Genomic DNA, 17,271 nt, shown 5'->3' with positions numbered 1-17,271 from the left:
GCGGCGACCCGCACCTTGATACCGCGGCGCGCCGTCGCTCCGAGCGATGCGAGAGATCACGACAGACGACGTGCCGGAGGCCCTCGGGCCGTACTCGCAGGGGATCGTCTCCGGCGGCACGGTCCACGTCTCCGGGAAGACGGGCGTGGACCCCGACACGGGCGAGGCTCCCGACTCCGCGGCCGAACAGACGACGCAGACGCTCGAAAACGTCGCCGCGATCCTGGAGGCGGCCGGGACCACCTCGGACGCGATCGTGTCGGCGACCGTCTACCTCACGGACATGGACGACTACGACGCGGTGAACGAGGCGTATCAGTCGTTCCTCTCGGAGCCGTACCCGGCGCGGACCTGCGTCGAGGTCTCCCGGCTCCCCGCGCCGCTCGACGTCGAGATCACGGTCACGGCCGAACTCGACTCCGACTGAGGGCGAGCGACCGCCGGGGTGGAGAGACGCCCCCGGCTCAGAACTTCTCCAGCAGGTCCCCGTAGAATTCGGTGTCGCGGTCGCCGGCGAGCTTCTCGACGATGAGCTCCGGCGTCGACCGCGCGAGGTGCCCCTTCTTCGGGGAGCGGTTCACCTGCAGTTCGCCGTCGACGAGCCCCTCGGCCTCGATCCCGTCGACGGCGACGTCGAAGTCGGCGGCGTCGCGGATCTCGCGGGCGAGGTGGGAGACGAAGACGGCGGTCGCGTCTTGGCCGTCGAGCGCCTCCAGGATGCCGGCGATGATCTTCGCGGAGGCGCCGGGCTCCGTGATCGACTCCAGCTCGTCGACGAGGACGAGCCGGCCGTCGGCGCCCTCGACGAGGTCGCCGAAGTCGCGCAGCGTCGCCTCGAACGCGCCCGCGTCGAGGGTCCCCTGCGACTTCGCGTAGTAGTGGACCTCCTCGAAGCGCTCGACGGTCACCGACGCGGCGGGCACGGGCATCCCCATCTGGGCGAGGACGACGACGAGCGCCACGAGGTCGAGCGTCGACGTCTTCCCGCCGGAGTTGACGCCGGAGAGGAGCGTCGCGCCCGACACGGCGTAGTCGACCGGCTCGGCGTCGGCGAAGTCGACGTCGAGGAGGGGTGAGCGGCCGCCCTCGATCCGGAAGCCCGCGTCGCCGTCGGGGCCCGCGTTCGGCCCGACCACCTCGGGCATGACGCAGTCGAAGTCGCGGGCGAACCGCGCGATCGCGAGTTCGACGTCGAGTTCGAGGGCGTCGCGGACGAGCGCCTCCACCGGCTCGCGGAGGTCGCCGAGGTCGCTCGCCAGCTCCGCCTTCAGCCGGGCGGCCCGCCGGTCGCGCGACGCGGCGAGCTCGGTGCGGAGCCGCGAGACGGCGCTCTCGTCGTGGTCGACCGGGAACGAGGGGTCGTCGCCGAAGACGCGGTCGGCGAGCTCCGCCTCCTCCGGCTCCAAGCGGAGCGCGTCCGCGAGGTGTTCGCGGGCGCGGGCCATCGCCTCGTCGTACTCGTCGGCGAGCTCGCGGTCCAGAAGCGAGTCGACGCGGGCGCCCTGCTCGACTAAGGAGAGGAAGTCGGTCCCCTCGATGGTCACGTCGCGCTCGCGGATCGCCTCCCTGAGGCGGTCGTCGGCGACGGATTCCGCGGTCGACACCGCGGCGTCGAGGTCGTCGACGGCGGCGGTCAGCCGCGCCAGCTCCTCGTCGCCGACGATCGTCCCGTCGTCGTCGAGCCGCGCGAGGGCGTCGCGGAGGGCGTCCGTGTCCGCGGCGGGCGAGAGGGCCGCCGCCTCGTGGACCGCCGCGGCGGCCTCCAGCCGCTCGCGGTTCGCGGCGAAGAAGGCGAGCAGGCGCTCGGGAACGGTCTCCGCGGGCTCGTCGAGGGCGTCCGGCCGGACGTGGACGTCGCCCTCGACGTCGAGGCCGGCGAACTCCTCGTCTAACACGATCACGGTCGCGTACGATCGGGCGAGCTCAGAGACGTCGCGCGCGTCCTCGACGGTCTCGACCGAGAGCTCCGGGACCGCGGACTCAGCGCGGGCGAGCGTCTCGGCGTCGGCGGTCGCGAGGCAGCGGTCGCGCACCCGGACCGTCGGCGGATCCGTCAGCGGTTCGACGCCCGCGAGCGCCTCGCGGACCGCGGGGTCGGGGTCGCGCTCGACCGCCGCCTCGACGAACGACTGCGCCTCCTCGATCCGCGAGGCCGAGGCGCTCGGGTAGAACGTCTCCAGGCGCTTGGCGGCGTAGTCGGTGACGGTGCGCTCGCGCAGCAGGTCGATCGCCTCCCGGTACACCTCGCGGGCGCGGTCGGTCGCCAGCACGCGGCCGTCGTCGCCGTGTCGCCGGCGGATCGCGCCGCGGGCGATCCGGGCCGCGCGGGCCTCGTTGACGCCGGGCGCGCGGGCGATCGCGGCGACGTCGCCCGACTCGACGGTCCCGGCCGGGTCGTCGAGCTCGCGCAGCGCGTCAGCCGTCTTCGCCCCGACGCCGGGGATCGCCTCCAGCTCCATCTACTCGCGGCTATCGCGGCAACGCGCAAAAGGATGGGGGGTCGCCGTCGGATCTGGACGAGCGGATTCCGGTCGGCGGATCGGTTTCGAGCCGCGGCCGACGCGCTTTTTCCCGCCGCCCCCGAACGCGGGGCCATGAGCCACCACACCCTCGCCGTCGACGGGGACGACCTCGACCCGGAGACGGCGGCGAAGGCGGCGGCCGCGCGCGACGCCCTCGGCGAGCGCGACGGGGTCCTCGTCGCCTTCTCGGGCGGCGTCGACTCCGCGGTCGTCGCCGCGCTCGCGCGCGACGCCCTCGGCGACGACGCGGTCGCGTGCACGGCACGGAGCGAGACCCTGCCGGCCGCGGAGCTCGACGACGCGAATCGAGTCGCGAGCGAGATCGGGATCCGCCACGAGACGGTCACTTTCTCCGAGCTCGACGACCCGAACTTCGTCGCCAACGACGGCGACCGCTGTTACCACTGCCGGACGATGCGGCTCGGCCGAATGTACGATGCGGCCAAGGAGCTGGGTATCGGCACCGTCTGCGACGGGACCAACGCCGACGACCCCGGCGAGGGGCACCGCCCCGGCCTGCGCGCGGTCGAGGAGCTGGACGTGTTCTCGCCGCTGCTGGACGCCGGGATCGCGAAAGACGAGGTGCGGGCGATCGCCGAGGCGTACGACCTGTCGGTCGCCGACAAGCCGTCGATGGCGTGTCTCTCCTCGCGGATCCCGACCGGGCTGGAGGTGACCGAGGCGCGGCTGACTCGCGTGGAGAAGGCCGAGCGGGTGCTCCGTGAATGGGGGTTCGAGGGGTTCCGCGTCCGCGACCACGACGGACTCGCTCGCGTCGAGATCGCCCCGGACGAGCTGGAGCGCGCGCTTGACCCCGCGTTCGCCGACGCGGTCCACGAGCACCTCTCCGACCTCGGGTTCGACTACGTCACCCTCGACATGGCCGGCTACCGGACCGGCAGCGTGAGTCCGGGCGACGAGGACGGCGAGGGAGGCGCGACAGGCGAGGGAGACGAGAGGGATGACGGCGACGGCGATGGGGGCGGCGACCTCGACCTCGGGCGACAGTACCCGCGCTGAGCGGCGGACGCGTGCGGCCCGCGGTGAGGAGCCACCCGCGTTATCACCCGTGAGAGCCCGACGCGAACGCTTATTAGGAGTGTTGAGGAACCGACAGCTATGAGCGAGGCACAGACGCTCGCGATCATCGCCGGCGGCGTCGGCGGGTCCGTCGGCGCGTTCGTCGGCGTCGCGGTCGGCGGGAGCGCGCTCTCGGTGGCGCTGACGACGAGCGTCGTCGCGCTGGCGGTCGGCGTGGCGGTGATCGCGAGCGCGGTCATCGCCGGCGACGTGGAGTTCCTTGCGGACGCCGACGGCGAATAAGAGGAGCGGAAGTCCGGAGTCGATTGTTTATATGCGGGCAGTTACGGATCGGCAGAAAACACCGCCAAAGCCCCAGCCGCGAGGTCTCGCGCGCTTTGTTCGCTCCTCGCTCACTCCGTTCGCTGCGGTGTTTTCGGCAGCGTGCTTCGCCCTCGCGGCAGCGAGGCGCTTCGCGCCTCTGGCAGCCGGCGGCAACGCCGCCGGCGACTGCCCCTTTGAATCCCACCCGACCGCACCGCACAGCACCTCACACCTCCCCAACCTCGTCGGTCGCCTGCGGCGACCGACTCCCTCGCGCGTGCGACTCGCGGCCGGTGGCCGCTCGTCGGCACGCGCCACGGCAATCCTGAACTCCGATCGATCGCCGCCGTCGCTCGGCGCTTTTTATAAGTAAAGTCGACAGTCGACAATCCGCGGGCCGATTAAAAAACGAGATCGGGACTGCGGCGTCGAACGCGGCGTCCGGCGCTCCTCAGGCGATCTTCTCGTACTGCTCGGAGAGCTTCTCGGCGGCCTCGTCGAGCAGGTCGGCCTCGTACTCGTCGAGGTCCCACTCGACGACCTCCTCGACGCCGTTCGAGCCGAGCTTCGCGGGGACGCCGAGCGCGGTGTCCTCGTAGCCGAACTCGCCGTCGAGCACGACCGAGCAGGGGAGCACCTCGCCGGTGTCGTTGAGGATGGCCTCGACCGTGTGCGCGACGCCGGTGGCGGGGCCCCACTGCGTGGCGCCCTTCCGGCTGATCACGTCCATCGCCGACTCCTGGAGGTCCTCAAGGATCTCCTCTTTCTCGTCGGCGTCGAAGCTGGGGTCGCGACCGTCCACGCGAACCTTCGAGAAGACGGGCGCCTGCGCGTCGCCGTGCTCGCCGAGGATCGTCGCCTCGACGTTCTTCACGGGCGCGTCGAAGCGCTCGGAGAGGACGTAGCGGAAGCGCGCGGAGTCGAGCCGCCCGCCGAAGCCGACCACCTTGTGGCGGTCGCGGTCGCCCGCCTCGTACAGGTGGCGGTTCAGCAGGTCGACCGGGTTGGAGGTGGTGACGGTGACGAAGTCGTCGTTGTGCTCGGCCAGCGACGAGCCGATGTCCTCCATGATGGGCGCGTTGTCGCCCGCCAGGTCGATCCGGGTCTGCCCCTCCTTCCGCGGGATCCCGGCCGTGATCACGACGACGTCCGAGCCGGCGGTGTCCGCGTACTCGCCCTGCCGGACGGTCGTGTTCGAGTCGTAGGCGATCCCGTGGTTCGCGTCGGCCGCCTGCCCGATCGTCGTCTCGCGCTGGTCCGGGATGTCGACGAAGACGAGCTCGTCGACGACGTCGCGCAGCGCGAGGTTGTAGCCGGCCGCGGCCCCGACGGTCCCCGCCGCACCGATGACGCTCACTTTTGTCATACCGTCTGAAACCGCGTCCGGCCGGCGAGTAAACGTTTCGGAACCTCGTGATCGAGCGTGCCGATGTCGCGCGTCGCCCCCGGCGCTGCCGCTCGGTGACCCCGCCGAGCCGTCGCGAAAACCCTAACTCCCGCGGCCGCGCACTCCCACTCAGTGCCGACGTTCCGCTACCCGTGTCCCGGCTGCCGGACGACCAACAGCCTCCACGACGCCGACTGCGACTTCGAGGGCGTGAGCTGGCCGACCATCGAGAAGGCGTACACGGACCTGCTGACCGTCCTCACCGCCGAGCCCGACGGGATGGCCGAGTCCACGCTGCGCGAGGCGGTCCACGGCGAGTGGGGCGGGCTCCACAAGGCCGCGCTCGACGCCTTGGAGCGCGAACAGCGGGTCGTCGAGGAGAACGGCCGGCTCCGACTGCTCACCGCCGCCGAGTTCAAGGAGCTCGTCTCGGAGCCGACCCGCGACCCCATGCGGACCGTCTACGAGTACGGCTCCGTCCCGGGCTGCCACGACAACGCCGTCTTCGCGATGGTGGCGTGGTACGAGATGGTCGGCCTCTCGTGGCCCGAGACCCGCGAGAACGTGATCGAGTGGCTCCGCGAGTCCGGCGCGTGGGACCGCGGCGGCTTCGAGGAGTCGACCCCCGAGGAGCTCGTCGACGCCAAGCGCCACGTGTACGACGAGGGGTACGGCTGGAAGGAGAAGGGACAGTCCGCGAAGCGCGTCATCGAGCGCCACCTGTAGCCCGGTTTAAGTTCCTCCGCGGCGTCTCGCCACCGTGACACACCCGGAGGCCGGCGCGGCGTCGATCGAAGCCGACGCCCTCGACGACGCCGACGTCGCGGCGGAAAACGGCGACGGCCCGTCGCATCCCCCCGCCGTCGCCAACCCGCGGCGCGCGCTCGCGGTCGTGATCGGCGTCGTGTTCATCGATCTCGTCGGCTTCGGGATCGTGATCCCCATCCTCCCGTTTTACGTCAGATCCTTCGGCGTCAGCGACGCCTTCATCGGCCTGCTCGCGGCGTCGTACTCGCTCGCGCAGTTCCTCGCGGCGCCCACGCTCGGCCGGCTCTCGGACCGGATCGGGCGCCGACCCGTCCTCCTCGCGTCGCTGGCGACCGCCGGCGTCGCGTGGGTGACGTTCGGCTACGCTGGCGAGTCGGGCGCGCGGTTCGGGACCGCCGCGGCGCTGGGGACGCTGTTCGCCTCGCGGACGCTCGCCGGGGCGATGGGCGGCAACATCGCCGCCGCGCAGGCGTACGTCGCCGACATCACGCCCCGGGACCGGCGGGCGGGCGCGCTCGGGCTCGTCGGCGCCTCGTTCGCGCTCGGCTTCGTCTTCGGCCCGGCGATCGGCGGCCTGCTCGCCGCCGACCCAGTTGTGGCCCGCGCCGACGCCCTCTTCCCGGCGTTCGTCCCGGCGACGGCGTACTCCCTGCCGAGCTTCGCGGCGGCGGGGATGAGCTTCCTCGCGGTCGGCGTGGGGGCCGCCTTCTTGGAGGAGCCGAAGCGGACGCGACCGGCCGCGGGTGCGAACGGCGCCCGGGCCGGGCGGACGACCGCGATCGGTCAGTTCCGCGACGCGCTCGCCTCCGTCGCGCTCCGGCCGCTGACGGTCGCGTACTTCGTCGTCGCCGTCGCGTTCGCGGGCGTGCAGGTGATGTTCATCCCGTACGTCGCGGACGCGTTCGGCTACGACGCGACCGCGGCGGCGTTCCTGCTCACCTACGTCGGCGTCCTCGGCGCAGTGAACCAGGGCGTCCTCGTCGGGCGGCTCTCGCGGGTCGTCCCCTCGCGGACGCTCGTCGCAGCCGGGTCGGTCGTCCTCGGCGGCGCGCTCGTCGCCATCCCCGCGACCGGGCTCGTCGACCGGTCGCTGGGGGACGTCGCTCTCGGCGGACCGGCGTGGCTCACGCTCCCGCTCGTCGCGCTGCTCGCCGCGCTCGCTGCGCTCTCGCTCGGGAACGCGCTCGTGAACGTCTCGCTCGCGACGCTCGTCTCCGCGTCGGCCGACGACGCCGAGCAGGGGGCCGCCTTCGGGGTGACGCAGGGCGCGTCGAGCCTCGGCCGGACCGTCGGCCCGCCGCTGATGGCGGTCCTCTACACCGTCGCCGTCGCGTCGCCGTTCCTGATCGGCGCGCTCCTCCTCGTGCCCGTGGCGGTCGCGTTCGGACGGTCGGCGAGGTGAGCGGGGACGAGGCGAGCGGGAGGCGAGACCCGCCGCGATAGCTTTACGCCGCGCGTCTCCCTCGTGACCGACAGATGCTCGACCTCGTTCCCGCGTGGCCCGCCGTCGGCTCGCTCGCCGGCGGGGCGGGGGCGCTCGGCCTCGCGCTGGCGATCCGCGAACACCGGGGTCGCCCGGGGGTCGACTGGTTCCTCGGCGTGTTCGCCGCGCAGGCGACGTGGTGTCTCTCGTACGGCCTCGGCCTCCTCGTCGCGGACCCGACGCTCCGGGCGGTCCTGGAGGCGACGACGTGGCTCGGGATCGTCTGGACCGGGATCGCCTTCCTCGGCTTCGCGCTGGAGTACACCGGCCGGAGCGACGTGGTCCGGAGCCGCCTCTTCGCCGCGGTCGTCGGCTTCGGGCTCCTCTCGACGGCCCTCCTCGCCACGAATCCGCTTCACGGCGCGTACTGGACCGGGTTCGGATTCGACCCCGCGTTCGGCGTCGCGACGGTCTCGTACGCGCTCGGCCCCTGGGCGTACCTCGTCGTCGCCGTCGAGACCGTGCTCGTCGCCAGCGCCGTCTTCCTGCTCGTCGACACCCTGCTCAGCTACGGCCCGCTGTACCGCCGGGAGAGCGCCGCGGTCGCGCTGAGCTCGCTGCCGCCGGGGCTCGCGCTCGTCGCGTGGACGCTGGAGCTCGGACCGGTGCCGCAGCTCCAGCTCGCCCCCCTGATGTTCGTCCCGCACGTGCTGCTGGACGCGTACGCGTTCGACCGCGCGGAGATGTTCGACCGAAACCCGACGACCAGCCGCGCCGCCGAGCGCACCGCGATCGACGACCTCGCGGACCCGATCGTCGCGCTCGCGCTCGACCGGCGCGTCGTTCGGCTCAACCCCGCGGCCGAGGCGCTGCTCGGCGTCGACGCCGAGACCGCCCGCGACCGCCCGCTGGACGCGTTCCTCGACCTCCCGGTGGGGACGGGCGGGGAAGACGGCGAGGGCGAGGAGGGCGGCGCCCGCGAGACGGTCGAGGTCGACGCCGGAGCCGGCGCCGAGCGCCGCACGTACGCGGTGTCGACCTCGCCGCTGACCGACCCCAGCGGGACCCGCGTCGGCTACACGGTCGTCTTCTCCGACGTGACGGAGCGGGAGCGGCGCCGGCAGCAGCTGGAGGTGTTGAACCGCGTGCTCCGGCACAACCTGCGGAACGACGCCGGCGTCGTCCACGGCTACGGCGATCTGCTCGCCGACCGCCTGGAGGACCCCGAGCTGGCCCGGATGGCCGACGCGATCGAGCGGCGGTCGGGCGCGCTGGCCGCGCTCGGGGAGAAGGCCGGCACCGTCGAGCGACTCCTCGCCGACGGGACGGCGAGCGCGGTCGCCGTCGACGAGCTCGTCGAGGGCGTCGTCGCTGAGACGCGCGAACGAGAGTCCGACGCGGTCGTCGAGTTCGACGCGGAGCGGGACCCGGAGGCGGGAGACGACGGGAGCGCCCGGGACTGGACCACCCGCGTCAGGGCCGACGCGCTCCGCGCGGTCGTCGAGAACACCGTCGAGAACGCCGTCGTCCACCACGACGGCGAGGGCGTCGAGCGCGCGGACGGCGGTCCGTGGATCCGGGTGACGCTCGAGCGGGAGGACGGCGGGGGAGGAGAAACGGACGGCCCCGCCCGGTTCCGCCTCACCGTCGCCGACGACGGCACCGGGATCCCCGACCACGAGATCGAGGCCGTCGAATCCGGGCGAGAGACCGCGCTGGAACACGGCTCCGGGCTGGGGCTGTGGGTCGCCGCGTGGGGCGCCGCGGCGGTCGGCGCCGACGTCGACTACGCCGAGCGCGAGCCGCGGGGGACGACCGTGACGGTGTCGATCCCGGTCGTGAAAGCGGAGTGAGAAACCGCGTCCGGCGAGCGTCCAGAAATGTCGCTTTCGGCCGCTTCAGTCGCTCTGGATGCGGGGTGCTAACATATACGTTGCGTGCCCGAGCCCCTCCGCGAAGCCGTAGTGGAGCTTGACCGGGAACTCCTCCCCGAGCTCGATGGTGACCTCGGCGTCGCCGGGGATCGCCTTGTTCATGTCCTTCAGGTAGTCGAGGCTGAACAGGGAGTCGGCGGGCCCGGCGGTGAGCGCGATGAGGTCCTCGCGGGTGAGCTCGAGGTCGACGTCGTCGGTGTCGCCCTCGGCCTCGATGAAGAACGCCTCGTCGGTCTCGTCGACGCGGAGGCGGATGTGGTCCGAGACCATGTCCGCGGCCTTGATCCCGCGGTCGATCTGGGCGCCCTCGACGACGATCTCGGCGGCCAGGTCGAGGTCCGGGATGTCCGGCTCCTGGCGGATGGAGTCGGGGTCGATGAGCGCGAGGGTGTAAGAGAGGCCGTCGATCTCGATGTGGAGCTTGCGGGTCTCCTCGTCGAGTTCGAGGTGGATCAGGTCGCCGGAGTTGGCCATGCCGGCGATGTCCTCCAAGCGGGCGAGGTTGACGCCGATGACGCCGCCGTCGGCCTCGTACGACTCGAACGCCGCGGCTTCGAGCGTCAGGTCGACCATACCCACGTTGGCGGGGTCGACGGCGCGGATCGAGAGCTCCTCCTCGTTCAGGCGGATCTTACACTCGTCGACCAGCACGCTCACCGAATCGAGCGCGTCCTGAAACGTCGACGCGCCCACGATGGCCTTGAACATATACGTTCGGCTAGGGCGGTATCACCTAAAAAGGCACCCGATCGGACCGCCACGGAAACGCTCAAAGCGACCGGATGAGGCGGGCGACGACGACCGCGAGCGTCGCCAGCGCCCGCCATAGGCGGAGCCGCTCGAGCCGGTACGCGAGGGGCTCCTCGTCGCCGTCGTCCGCGTCCGGATCGTCGGGCGGATCGACCCCGTCCCGGGACCGAGGCGGCGCCGACCCGGTCGCGGGAGATTCGTCGTCGCGCTCGCGCGAGTCGTCGTCGCGATCCCGCCGGTCGTCGCTGTGCTCGGTCTCCGATTCGGCGATCGGTTCCGTCGTCAGGGGCGCGGGTAGCTCGTCGTGCATGTGACTCGCGGCCGGAGGGCGGCCGCACACGACGGTACGGGGTTAATTTATAAATATTCGAGCCGAATCCAAGGTGGAACTGAAAGTCGTCGGCCCGCCGCGGGGAGTCGGCCCGCCGCGGGGAGTCGGCCGCGCCGGGTCGGGCGCCCTCGGCGGCCCGCTCAGATCAGCGGCTCGACGATCTCGCGGCCCTCGGCGAGCAGCCCGTCGACCGCCTCGTCGCTGTCGGCCTCGGCGTACACCCGGAGCTTCGGCTCGGTGCCGGAGGGGCGCACAAGTAGCCACGAGCCGTTCTCCAGGAGGAGCTTGAACCCGTCGAGCGTGACGACCTTCGCGACGGGGGAGCCGCGGACCGACTCGGGGATGTGGTCTTCCAGCTCGTCGAGGACGCCCTCCTTGCGGTCGTCCGGGCAGTCGAGCGACACCTTCCCGGCCGCGATGTGCCCGTGCTCGTCGAGCAGGCGGTCCACGCGCTCGTCGAACGGCTCCGCGGCGTGGGTGCCCGCGGCGAGCAGCGACATCAACACGCCGTCCTTCTCGCGGACGTGGCCGCGGAGGGTGAACCCGCCGGACTCCTCGCCGCCGAACAGCGCGTCGTGCTCCCCCATCGCCTCGGCGACCCACTTGAAGCCGACCGGCGTCTCGTACACCGCCTCGCCGTGCGCCTCGGCGATGCGGTCGACGAGGAACGTCGTGGAGACGGTCCTGACGGCGGGCCCGGAGTCGTCCTCCAGGAGGCGGTCGTAGCAGGCGGCGTAGAAGAGGTTCGCGTCGAGCACGCCGCGCTCGGGGGTGACGACCGCGATCCGATCGGCGTCGCCGTCGTTGGCGATCCCGAGGTCGACGTCGCTGTCGGGATCGGTGACGCGGTCCGCGAGCGCCTCGAGGTGCTCGGCGGAGGGCTCGGGGGAGTCGCCGCCGAACGTCACGTCGCGCTCGCAGCGCAGGCGGACGACCTCGGCGCCGGCGGACTCGAGGAGCGCGTCGGTCACGCCGCGGCCGCTCCCGTGCATCGCGTCGTACGCGACCGTGAGCCCGTCGAGATCCGCGCCCACGAGCTCGCGGGCCGCGTCCGCGTGGGCGGAGACGAGGTCGACGCGGGAGATATCCCCGCGCTCGGCCTCGGGGAGGAGATCGGGCTCCGCGAGTCTGTCGACCACGTCCTCGGTCACGTCCGGGAGCGCGGGCGCGCCGTCGTGCGGGATGAACTTCACGCCGTTGTACTCGGGCGGGTTGTGCGAGGCGGTGACCATGCAGGCGCCGGCGAGCCCGCGGTCGACGATGGCGTACGCGATCACCGGCGTCGGCGCGTCGCGCTCGGGGAGGATGACGTCGAAGCCGTTGCCGGCGAGCACCTCGGCGAGGCTCTCGGCGAACCCCTCCGAGGTCTCGCGGGCGTCGTAGCCGACCGCGACCGGCTCCTCGCGGCCCGCCGCGTCGAGGTGGTCGGCGACCGCCTGCCCCACGATCCGCACGCGCTCGTCGGTGAACGTGTCGAGCGTCGCCCGCCAGCCGTCCGTGCCGAAGGAGATCTCGTCCATGCGAGTCACGTCGGCGGCGGGGACAATAAGGTCCGGTGCCGGTCGCGAACCTTGCGGGGGCGCTCCGACCGGGACTCGCCGCGCTTTTGCGCGCGCGGGTCGAAGGACGGGCATGACCCGAATCGTCGCCGTCTCCGGCAGCCGGAGCGCGGACAGCACCACGCGGGCCGCGCTGGAAGTCGCGCTCGACGCGGCCGCGGACGCCGGCGCCGAGACCGGAATGATCGACCTCGGCAAGGTCGACCTCCCGCTGTACCACCCGGACGAGGACGCGCAGGGCGACAGCGAGGCGCTGACGCGGCGGGTGCGCGAGGCCGACGGCGTGATCGCCGGGACCCCCGTCTACCGCGGCTCCTACTCGTCGACGTTCAAGAACTTCCACGACTTCTGCGGCTCCACGGAGTACGAGAACACCGCGGTCGGCCTGCTGGCGACCGCCGGCGGCGGCTCCTACGGCGGGACGCTCGAACACCTCCGGTCGACGTTCCGGAACGTCCACGCCTGGACCGTCCCCCACGAGGTCGGGATCCGCGGGGCGTCGGGCGTCGTCGACGAGACGGGGATCCGCGACGACGACGTTCGGCGGCGCACGGAGCGGCTCGGCCGAGTCGTCACGGAGCACGCGGCGCGGCTGCGGCGGTAGTGCGGTAGCGGCAGCGCTCTCGCCTCCCCGACACCGACCCGCCGCCCTTTTGACCGCCTCGCGCCTACGGCGCCCATGACCGAACCGGGTGACGACGACCGTGTCCGCTAACCGGAAGGGCGACCGCCGCGAGCGCGAGCTGGTGAACGCCCTCGACGAGGCCGGCTTCGCCGTGATGCGCGCGCCGGCCAGCGGCGCCGCGACGGAGCGGGAGCTCCCCGACGTGCTCGCCGGCGACGGCGAGACGTTCTACGCCATCGAGGCGAAGTCGAGCGCGGGCGACCCCATCTACCTCACCGGCGAGGAGGTGGAGGCGTTGCTGTTCTTCGCGCGGAACTTCGGCGCGAAGGCGCGGATCGCGGTGCGGTTCGACCGCGAGGACTGGTACTTCTTCCACCCGGGCGACCTGTACACCACCGACGCGGGGTCGTACCGCGTGAAGAAGGAGAAGGCGCTCGCCGACGGCACCGACTTCCCCGAGTTCGTCGGCGAGACCGAGAAGGTGACGCTCGGCGAGGTGGGCGCCGGCGCCGACGGCGACGACGGGGTCGACCCCGAACTCGAAGAGCGGCGGGAGATCCTGACGGCGGTCCGGGACGGACACATGCCGGTCGAGGACGCGCTCGACGTGCTGTGAGCGGTCCGGGAGACGGCGGCCCGCGCTCAAGTCGGCGCCCCCGGACCCACTCGCTTATCCCTCGCGGCGCCGAACTCCCACGCGAATGAGCGAGGAGTTCGTCCTGCTCGAGCCCGACGACCAGCCCGGCGACGAGTGGGAACAGCTGGACGTCTCCGACACGGAGGCGGACCGGATCGCCCGCCGGCAGGACCGGGAGTTCGACGAGTTCCGCAAGCGGATCAAAGACACCGAGCAGTTCAAGCTCCAGGAGTCGGTGTTCGACGACGCGACGCTGGCGGCGGTGTACAAGCTCGTGCAGGACGGCTACGTCGACGCCTTCGGCGGGCCGGTGTCGACCGGGAAGGAGGCGAGCGTCTTCGAGGCGCTCGGCGGACAGGCGGGCGAGCGACCGGAGCCCGGCTCCGAGGCCGCTGGCGGCGGGCCGGAGGGCGTCACGCCGGAGCGCGAGGTCGCCGTGAAGGTGTACCGGATCAACTCCTCGAACTTCCGGCAGATGCGCGACTACCTCGAGGGCGACCCGCGATTCGAGGGGATCGCGAGCGACAAGAAGGCGGTCGTGCTGGCGTGGACCCGCAAGGAGTTCGCGAACCTCGAGCGCGCGCGCAAGGCCGGCGTGCGCGTCCCCGAGCCGATCGCGGTCCAGCGGAACGTCCTCGTGATGGAGCTGGTCGGTCACGCCGAGGACCGCGCCCGGCGGCTGAGCGAGGTCGACGTGGAGAACCCGGAGACCGCCTACGAGGTCGTCCGCGAGTACATGCGCCGGCTCTACCGCGCCGGCCTGATCCACGGCGACCTCTCGGAGTACAACATGATCATCCACGACGGCGAACTGGTGATCATCGACCTCGGGCAGGCCGTGACGGTCCACCACCCGAACGCCGGGGAGTTCCTCCAGCGGGACTGCGAGAACGTGGCGACCTTCTTCACCCGGGAGGGGATCGACGTCGACCCCGACGACCTCCGCGCGTACGTGACGGAACCGGAGCCGGACCCGAGCGGGGAACCGGAGCGGGACGCGGACGCTGGCACCGAGTCAAGCGAGTAGATCTCAGCGCTTCGGCGCTGAACCGCCGAGTATCCCCCGTCACGCGACCACACACCCGAAGCCGGCGGACACGCTTAAAAGGCTTCGCCGGGTATTCCGACGTATGCAACACGTGACGGTTCCGCAGGACCGTATCGGCGTCGTCATCGGCGCCGGCGGCGAGACGATGCGGGAGATCGAAGAGCGGGCGAACGTGCGGATCGACGTCGACTCGGAGTCGGGCAGCGTCGCCATCGAGGAGCGCGACGACCCCGTGGCCGCGATGGTCGCGCCGGACGTGATCAAGGCGATCGGGCGGGGGTTCACGCCGGAGACGGCGCTGTCGATCCTCGACCACGACCTCCGGACGCTCGACCTGATCGACCTCTCGGAGCACACCCGGAACGACAACGACCTCCAGCGCAAGAAAGGCCGGATCATCGGCGAGAACGGCCGGACTCGGGAGCTGTTGGAGGAGCTGTCGGGCGCGAACGTCGTCGTGTACGGGTCGACGGTGGGCGCCGTCGGCCAGCCCGAGGAGCTGGAAGTGGTGCGTCGGGCCGTCGGGATGCTACTGGACGGCGCCCCCCACGGCGCGGTGTACTCGTACCTGGAACGGATGTCGAACGAACTCGACGACGACGTGAGCTTCAACGCGCCGGGGTAATCGAACGCGTTCCTCGGTGTCGCGGTTGGCGTCGTTATTTGTTTATATGCATCTGTTACCGACGATGCGGTGAAGACCGGCAAAGCCCAGGCGCGAGGGCTCGCGCGGCTTGCTGCGGTCCTCACTCGGTCGCTCGTTTCACTCGCTCTCTCGTTGCGGTCCTTGCTGCGCCCTCACGCCTGCCCCTTTGAGTCCTGCTCCGCACGGCACCGCACCTCAGGCCTCCCCAGCCTCGTCGCTCACTCCGTTCGCGATCTCCCTCGCGCGTGCGACTCGCGGCTTCTGGCCGCTCGTCGGCACGCGCCACCGCGTTCCTATATAAATAGCAACGCCCCGGCCCACGGTTTGGTGTTCTATATAAACACCCGTGATAACGAGCCACATACCGGGCGAATACCGGCCACCGTGGTGCGGTTTCGCACGACCTGAACGAAGGGTTTATATAGAATCACAAACAATCAGAGGTTGTAATGTCACAGCGCCAGCGGATGGGCAATCAGCCCATGATCGTACTTTCTGAGGAGTCGCAGCGAACTTCCGGAAAGGACGCTCAGAACATGAACATCACGGCCGGCAAGGCGGTCGCGGAGTCCGTCCGCACCACGCTCGGCCCGAAAGGGATGGACAAGATGCTCGTCGACTCCGGCGGGTCCGTCGTCGTTACGAACGACGGCGTCACCATCCTGAAGGAGATGGACATCGACCACCCGGCGGCCAACATGATCGTCGAGGTAAGCGAGACGCAGGAGGAGGAGGTCGGCGACGGCACCACCTCCGCGGTCGTGGTCGCCGGTGAGCTCCTCGACCAGGCCGAGGAGCTCCTCGACCAGGACATCCACGCGACGACCCTCGCGCAGGGGTACCGTCAGGCCGCCGAGAAGGCCAAGGAGATCCTCGAGGAGGACGCCATCGAGGTCTCCGAGGACGACTACGACACGCTCGTCGAGATCGCCCAGACGGCGATGACGGGCAAGGGCGCCGAGAACGCGAAGGACCTCCTCGCCGAGCTCGTCGTCGACTCCGTCCTCGCGGTCAAGGACGACGACGGCATCGACACGGAGAACGTCTCCGTCGAGAAGGTCGTCGGCAGCTCGATCGACCAGTCCGAGCTCGTCGAGGGCGTCATCGTCGACAAGGAGCGCGTCGACGAGAACATGCCCTTCGCCGTCGAGGACGCGGACGTGGCGCTGTTCGACGGCGCCATCGAAGTGAAGGAGACGGAGATCGACGCCGAGGTCAACGTCACCGACCCCGACCAGCTCCAGCAGTTCCTCGACCAGGAGGAAGCGCAGCTCCGCGAGATGGTCGACCACCTCGTCGACATCGGCGCCGACGTCGTCTTCGTCGGTGACGGTATCGACGACATGGCCCAGCACTACCTCGCGCAGGAGGGCATCCTCGCCGTCCGCCGCGCGAAGTCCGGCGACCTGAACCGCCTCGCCCGCGCGACCGGCGGCCGCGTCGTCTCCAACCTCGACGACATCGAGTCGGACGACCTCGGCTTCGCCGGCTCCGTCGCCCAGAAGGACATCGGCGGCGACGAGCGCATCTTCGTCGAGGACGTCGAAGAGGCGAAGTCCGTCACCCTCATCCTCCGCGGCGGCACCGAACACGTCGTCGACGAGGTCGAGCGCGCCATCGAGGACTCGCTCGGCGTCGTCCGCACGACGCTGCTCGACGGGCAGGTCCTGCCCGGCGGCGGCGCCCCCGAGGCCGAGCTCGCGCTGCAGCTCCGCGACTTCGCCGACTCCGTCGGCGGCCGCGAGCAGCTCGCCGTCGAGGCGTTCGCCGACGCGCTGGAAGTCGTCCCGCGCACCCTCGCCGAGAACGCGGGTCTCGACCCCATCGACTCGCTGGTCGACCTCCGCTCCCGCCACGACGGCGGCGAGTTCGGCGCCGGTCTCGACGCCTACACGGGCGACGTGATCGACATGGAGGCCGAAGGCGTCGTGGAGCCGCTCCGCGTCAAGACCCAGGCCATCGAGTCCGCCACCGAGGCGGCCGTCATGATCCTCCGCATCGACGACGTCATCGCGGCCGGCGACCTCAAGGGCGGCGGCTCCGACGACGGCGGCGACGAGGGCGGCCCCGGCGGCGCGCCCGGCGGAATGGGCGGCGGCATGGGCGGCATGGGCGGTATGGGCGGCGCGATGTAAGCGAGGTTCTTTCAGAACCTCGATACCGAGCGGGGAGCGCACGCGACCCGCGAGGTGTGAAGTTCGGCGAGAACTCACACGCCCCATCCGTTCAGACCTGACGTCGACGCCGTATCGCCTCCCGACCGACCGTCGCGCGCCCCCTTCGGGCCTCGACGACGC

The 17,271-nt window shown here is 71.4% G+C and carries 16 protein-coding genes; 11 read left to right on the top strand and 5 right to left on the bottom strand.

Annotation, left to right across the window (positions count from 1 at the left end; translation table 11 throughout):
• Positions 1-46: 46 nt before the first annotated feature.
• Positions 47-427: a RidA family protein gene (locus tag B4V04_RS09135; RefSeq protein ID WP_498231021.1), complete on the top strand. Its 381-nt coding sequence runs from the start codon at positions 47-49 to the stop codon at positions 425-427.
• Positions 428-464: 37 nt separating this feature from the next.
• Here the strand turns inward: B4V04_RS09135 and B4V04_RS09130 are convergent, their stop codons facing one another.
• Positions 465-2,459, bottom strand: a complete 1,995-nt coding sequence (locus B4V04_RS09130) for a MutS-related protein (RefSeq protein WP_498231019.1) — start codon at positions 2,457-2,459, stop codon at positions 465-467.
• Positions 2,460-2,594: 135 nt separating this feature from the next.
• Between B4V04_RS09130 and larE the strand changes: the two genes are divergently transcribed.
• Together larE and B4V04_RS09120 are read left to right on the top strand one after the other, a co-directional pair.
• The gene (larE, locus tag B4V04_RS09125; protein ID WP_498231017.1) at positions 2,595-3,542 is read left to right on the top strand and encodes an ATP-dependent sacrificial sulfur transferase LarE; all 948 of its coding nucleotides are present in this window, start codon (positions 2,595-2,597) and stop codon (positions 3,540-3,542) included.
• Between the two features lie 99 nt (positions 3,543-3,641).
• Positions 3,642-3,845: a hypothetical protein gene (locus B4V04_RS09120; protein WP_498231015.1), complete on the top strand. Its 204-nt coding sequence runs from the start codon at positions 3,642-3,644 to the stop codon at positions 3,843-3,845.
• Between the two features lie 472 nt (positions 3,846-4,317).
• Here B4V04_RS09120 and mdh read toward each other — a convergent pair whose 3' ends face one another.
• Positions 4,318-5,232, bottom strand: a complete 915-nt coding sequence (mdh, locus tag B4V04_RS09115; RefSeq protein ID WP_498231013.1) for a malate dehydrogenase — start codon at positions 5,230-5,232, stop codon at positions 4,318-4,320.
• Between the two features lie 153 nt (positions 5,233-5,385).
• On the opposite strand from mdh, the gene B4V04_RS09110 reads away from it, so the two are divergent.
• The 3 genes from B4V04_RS09110 (at position 5,386) to B4V04_RS09100 (ending at position 9,297) form a co-directional block, all read left to right on the top strand.
• The gene (locus B4V04_RS09110; protein ID WP_498231011.1) at positions 5,386-5,979 is read left to right on the top strand and encodes a DUF7474 family protein; all 594 of its coding nucleotides are present in this window, start codon (positions 5,386-5,388) and stop codon (positions 5,977-5,979) included.
• A gap of 34 nt (positions 5,980-6,013) precedes the next feature.
• Positions 6,014-7,423 (top strand): MFS transporter, encoded by a 1,410-nt coding sequence (locus tag B4V04_RS09105; RefSeq protein WP_498231009.1) that lies wholly within the window; start codon positions 6,014-6,016, stop codon positions 7,421-7,423.
• Positions 7,424-7,497: 74 nt separating this feature from the next.
• Positions 7,498-9,297: a histidine kinase N-terminal 7TM domain-containing protein gene (locus tag B4V04_RS09100; protein ID WP_498231007.1), complete on the top strand. Its 1,800-nt coding sequence runs from the start codon at positions 7,498-7,500 to the stop codon at positions 9,295-9,297.
• A gap of 45 nt (positions 9,298-9,342) precedes the next feature.
• On the opposite strand, the gene B4V04_RS09095 is transcribed toward B4V04_RS09100, so the two are convergent.
• The 3 genes from B4V04_RS09095 to B4V04_RS09085 all read right to left on the bottom strand — a co-directional run bounded on the left by B4V04_RS09095 (position 9,343) and on the right by B4V04_RS09085 (position 11,979).
• The gene (locus B4V04_RS09095; RefSeq protein ID WP_498231005.1) at positions 9,343-10,086 is read right to left on the bottom strand and encodes a DNA polymerase sliding clamp; all 744 of its coding nucleotides are present in this window, start codon (positions 10,084-10,086) and stop codon (positions 9,343-9,345) included.
• A 61-nt stretch (positions 10,087-10,147) separates the two neighbouring features.
• A complete protein-coding gene (locus B4V04_RS09090) occupies positions 10,148-10,438 on the bottom strand; it encodes a hypothetical protein (protein WP_498231003.1) in 291 nt (96 codons plus the stop codon).
• Between the two features lie 161 nt (positions 10,439-10,599).
• The gene (locus B4V04_RS09085) at positions 10,600-11,979 is read right to left on the bottom strand and encodes a phosphoglucomutase/phosphomannomutase family protein (protein ID WP_498231001.1); all 1,380 of its coding nucleotides are present in this window, start codon (positions 11,977-11,979) and stop codon (positions 10,600-10,602) included.
• Positions 11,980-12,091: 112 nt separating this feature from the next.
• On the opposite strand from B4V04_RS09085, the gene B4V04_RS09080 reads away from it, so the two are divergent.
• The 5 genes from B4V04_RS09080 (at position 12,092) to thsA (ending at position 17,109) form a co-directional block, all read left to right on the top strand.
• Positions 12,092-12,622, top strand: coding sequence for an NADPH-dependent FMN reductase (locus tag B4V04_RS09080; RefSeq protein WP_498230999.1), 531 nt, complete (start codon positions 12,092-12,094; stop codon positions 12,620-12,622).
• Between the two features lie 88 nt (positions 12,623-12,710).
• On the top strand, positions 12,711-13,259 hold the full coding sequence (gene hjc, locus B4V04_RS09075) for a Holliday junction resolvase Hjc (RefSeq protein ID WP_498230997.1): 549 nt from the start codon (positions 12,711-12,713) through the stop codon (positions 13,257-13,259).
• A gap of 85 nt (positions 13,260-13,344) precedes the next feature.
• Positions 13,345-14,307: a serine/threonine-protein kinase Rio1 gene (gene rio1 / locus B4V04_RS09070; protein WP_498230995.1), complete on the top strand. Its 963-nt coding sequence runs from the start codon at positions 13,345-13,347 to the stop codon at positions 14,305-14,307.
• Between the two features lie 103 nt (positions 14,308-14,410).
• On the top strand, positions 14,411-14,953 hold the full coding sequence (locus B4V04_RS09065) for a KH domain-containing protein (protein WP_144798404.1): 543 nt from the start codon (positions 14,411-14,413) through the stop codon (positions 14,951-14,953).
• A 503-nt stretch (positions 14,954-15,456) separates the two neighbouring features.
• Positions 15,457-17,109 (top strand): thermosome subunit alpha, encoded by a 1,653-nt coding sequence (gene thsA, locus B4V04_RS09060; RefSeq protein ID WP_498232449.1) that lies wholly within the window; start codon positions 15,457-15,459, stop codon positions 17,107-17,109.
• Positions 17,110-17,271: the final 162 nt, after the last annotated feature.

The sequence above is a fragment of the Halorubrum sp. B52 genome (assembly GCF_059752555.1).
The sequence above is the reverse complement of the archived record's forward strand: the minus strand, read 5'-3'. Positions and strand labels throughout refer to the sequence as shown.

What these genes read in the sequence shown, in the direction of transcription:
- B4V04_RS09065 (WP_144798404.1), top strand. Translation starts at nt 14,411, where the DNA reads ATGCAACACGTGACGGTTCCGCAGGACCGTATCGGCGTCGTCATCGGC.
- B4V04_RS09085 (WP_498231001.1), bottom strand. Translation starts at nt 11,979, where the DNA reads ATGGACGAGATCTCCTTCGGCACGGACGGCTGGCGGGCGACGCTCGAC.
- B4V04_RS09100 (WP_498231007.1), top strand. Translation starts at nt 7,498, where the DNA reads ATGCTCGACCTCGTTCCCGCGTGGCCCGCCGTCGGCTCGCTCGCCGGC.
- B4V04_RS09080 (WP_498230999.1), top strand. Translation starts at nt 12,092, where the DNA reads ATGACCCGAATCGTCGCCGTCTCCGGCAGCCGGAGCGCGGACAGCACC.
- B4V04_RS09135 (WP_498231021.1), top strand. Translation starts at nt 47, where the DNA reads ATGCGAGAGATCACGACAGACGACGTGCCGGAGGCCCTCGGGCCGTAC.
- B4V04_RS09090 (WP_498231003.1), bottom strand. Translation starts at nt 10,438, where the DNA reads ATGCACGACGAGCTACCCGCGCCCCTGACGACGGAACCGATCGCCGAA.
- B4V04_RS09130 (WP_498231019.1), bottom strand. Translation starts at nt 2,459, where the DNA reads ATGGAGCTGGAGGCGATCCCCGGCGTCGGGGCGAAGACGGCTGACGCG.
- mdh (WP_498231013.1), bottom strand. Translation starts at nt 5,232, where the DNA reads ATGACAAAAGTGAGCGTCATCGGTGCGGCGGGGACCGTCGGGGCCGCG.
- larE (WP_498231017.1), top strand. Translation starts at nt 2,595, where the DNA reads ATGAGCCACCACACCCTCGCCGTCGACGGGGACGACCTCGACCCGGAG.
- B4V04_RS09120 (WP_498231015.1), top strand. Translation starts at nt 3,642, where the DNA reads ATGAGCGAGGCACAGACGCTCGCGATCATCGCCGGCGGCGTCGGCGGG.
- thsA (WP_498232449.1), top strand. Translation starts at nt 15,457, where the DNA reads ATGATCGTACTTTCTGAGGAGTCGCAGCGAACTTCCGGAAAGGACGCT.
- B4V04_RS09095 (WP_498231005.1), bottom strand. Translation starts at nt 10,086, where the DNA reads ATGTTCAAGGCCATCGTGGGCGCGTCGACGTTTCAGGACGCGCTCGAT.
- rio1 (WP_498230995.1), top strand. Translation starts at nt 13,345, where the DNA reads ATGAGCGAGGAGTTCGTCCTGCTCGAGCCCGACGACCAGCCCGGCGAC.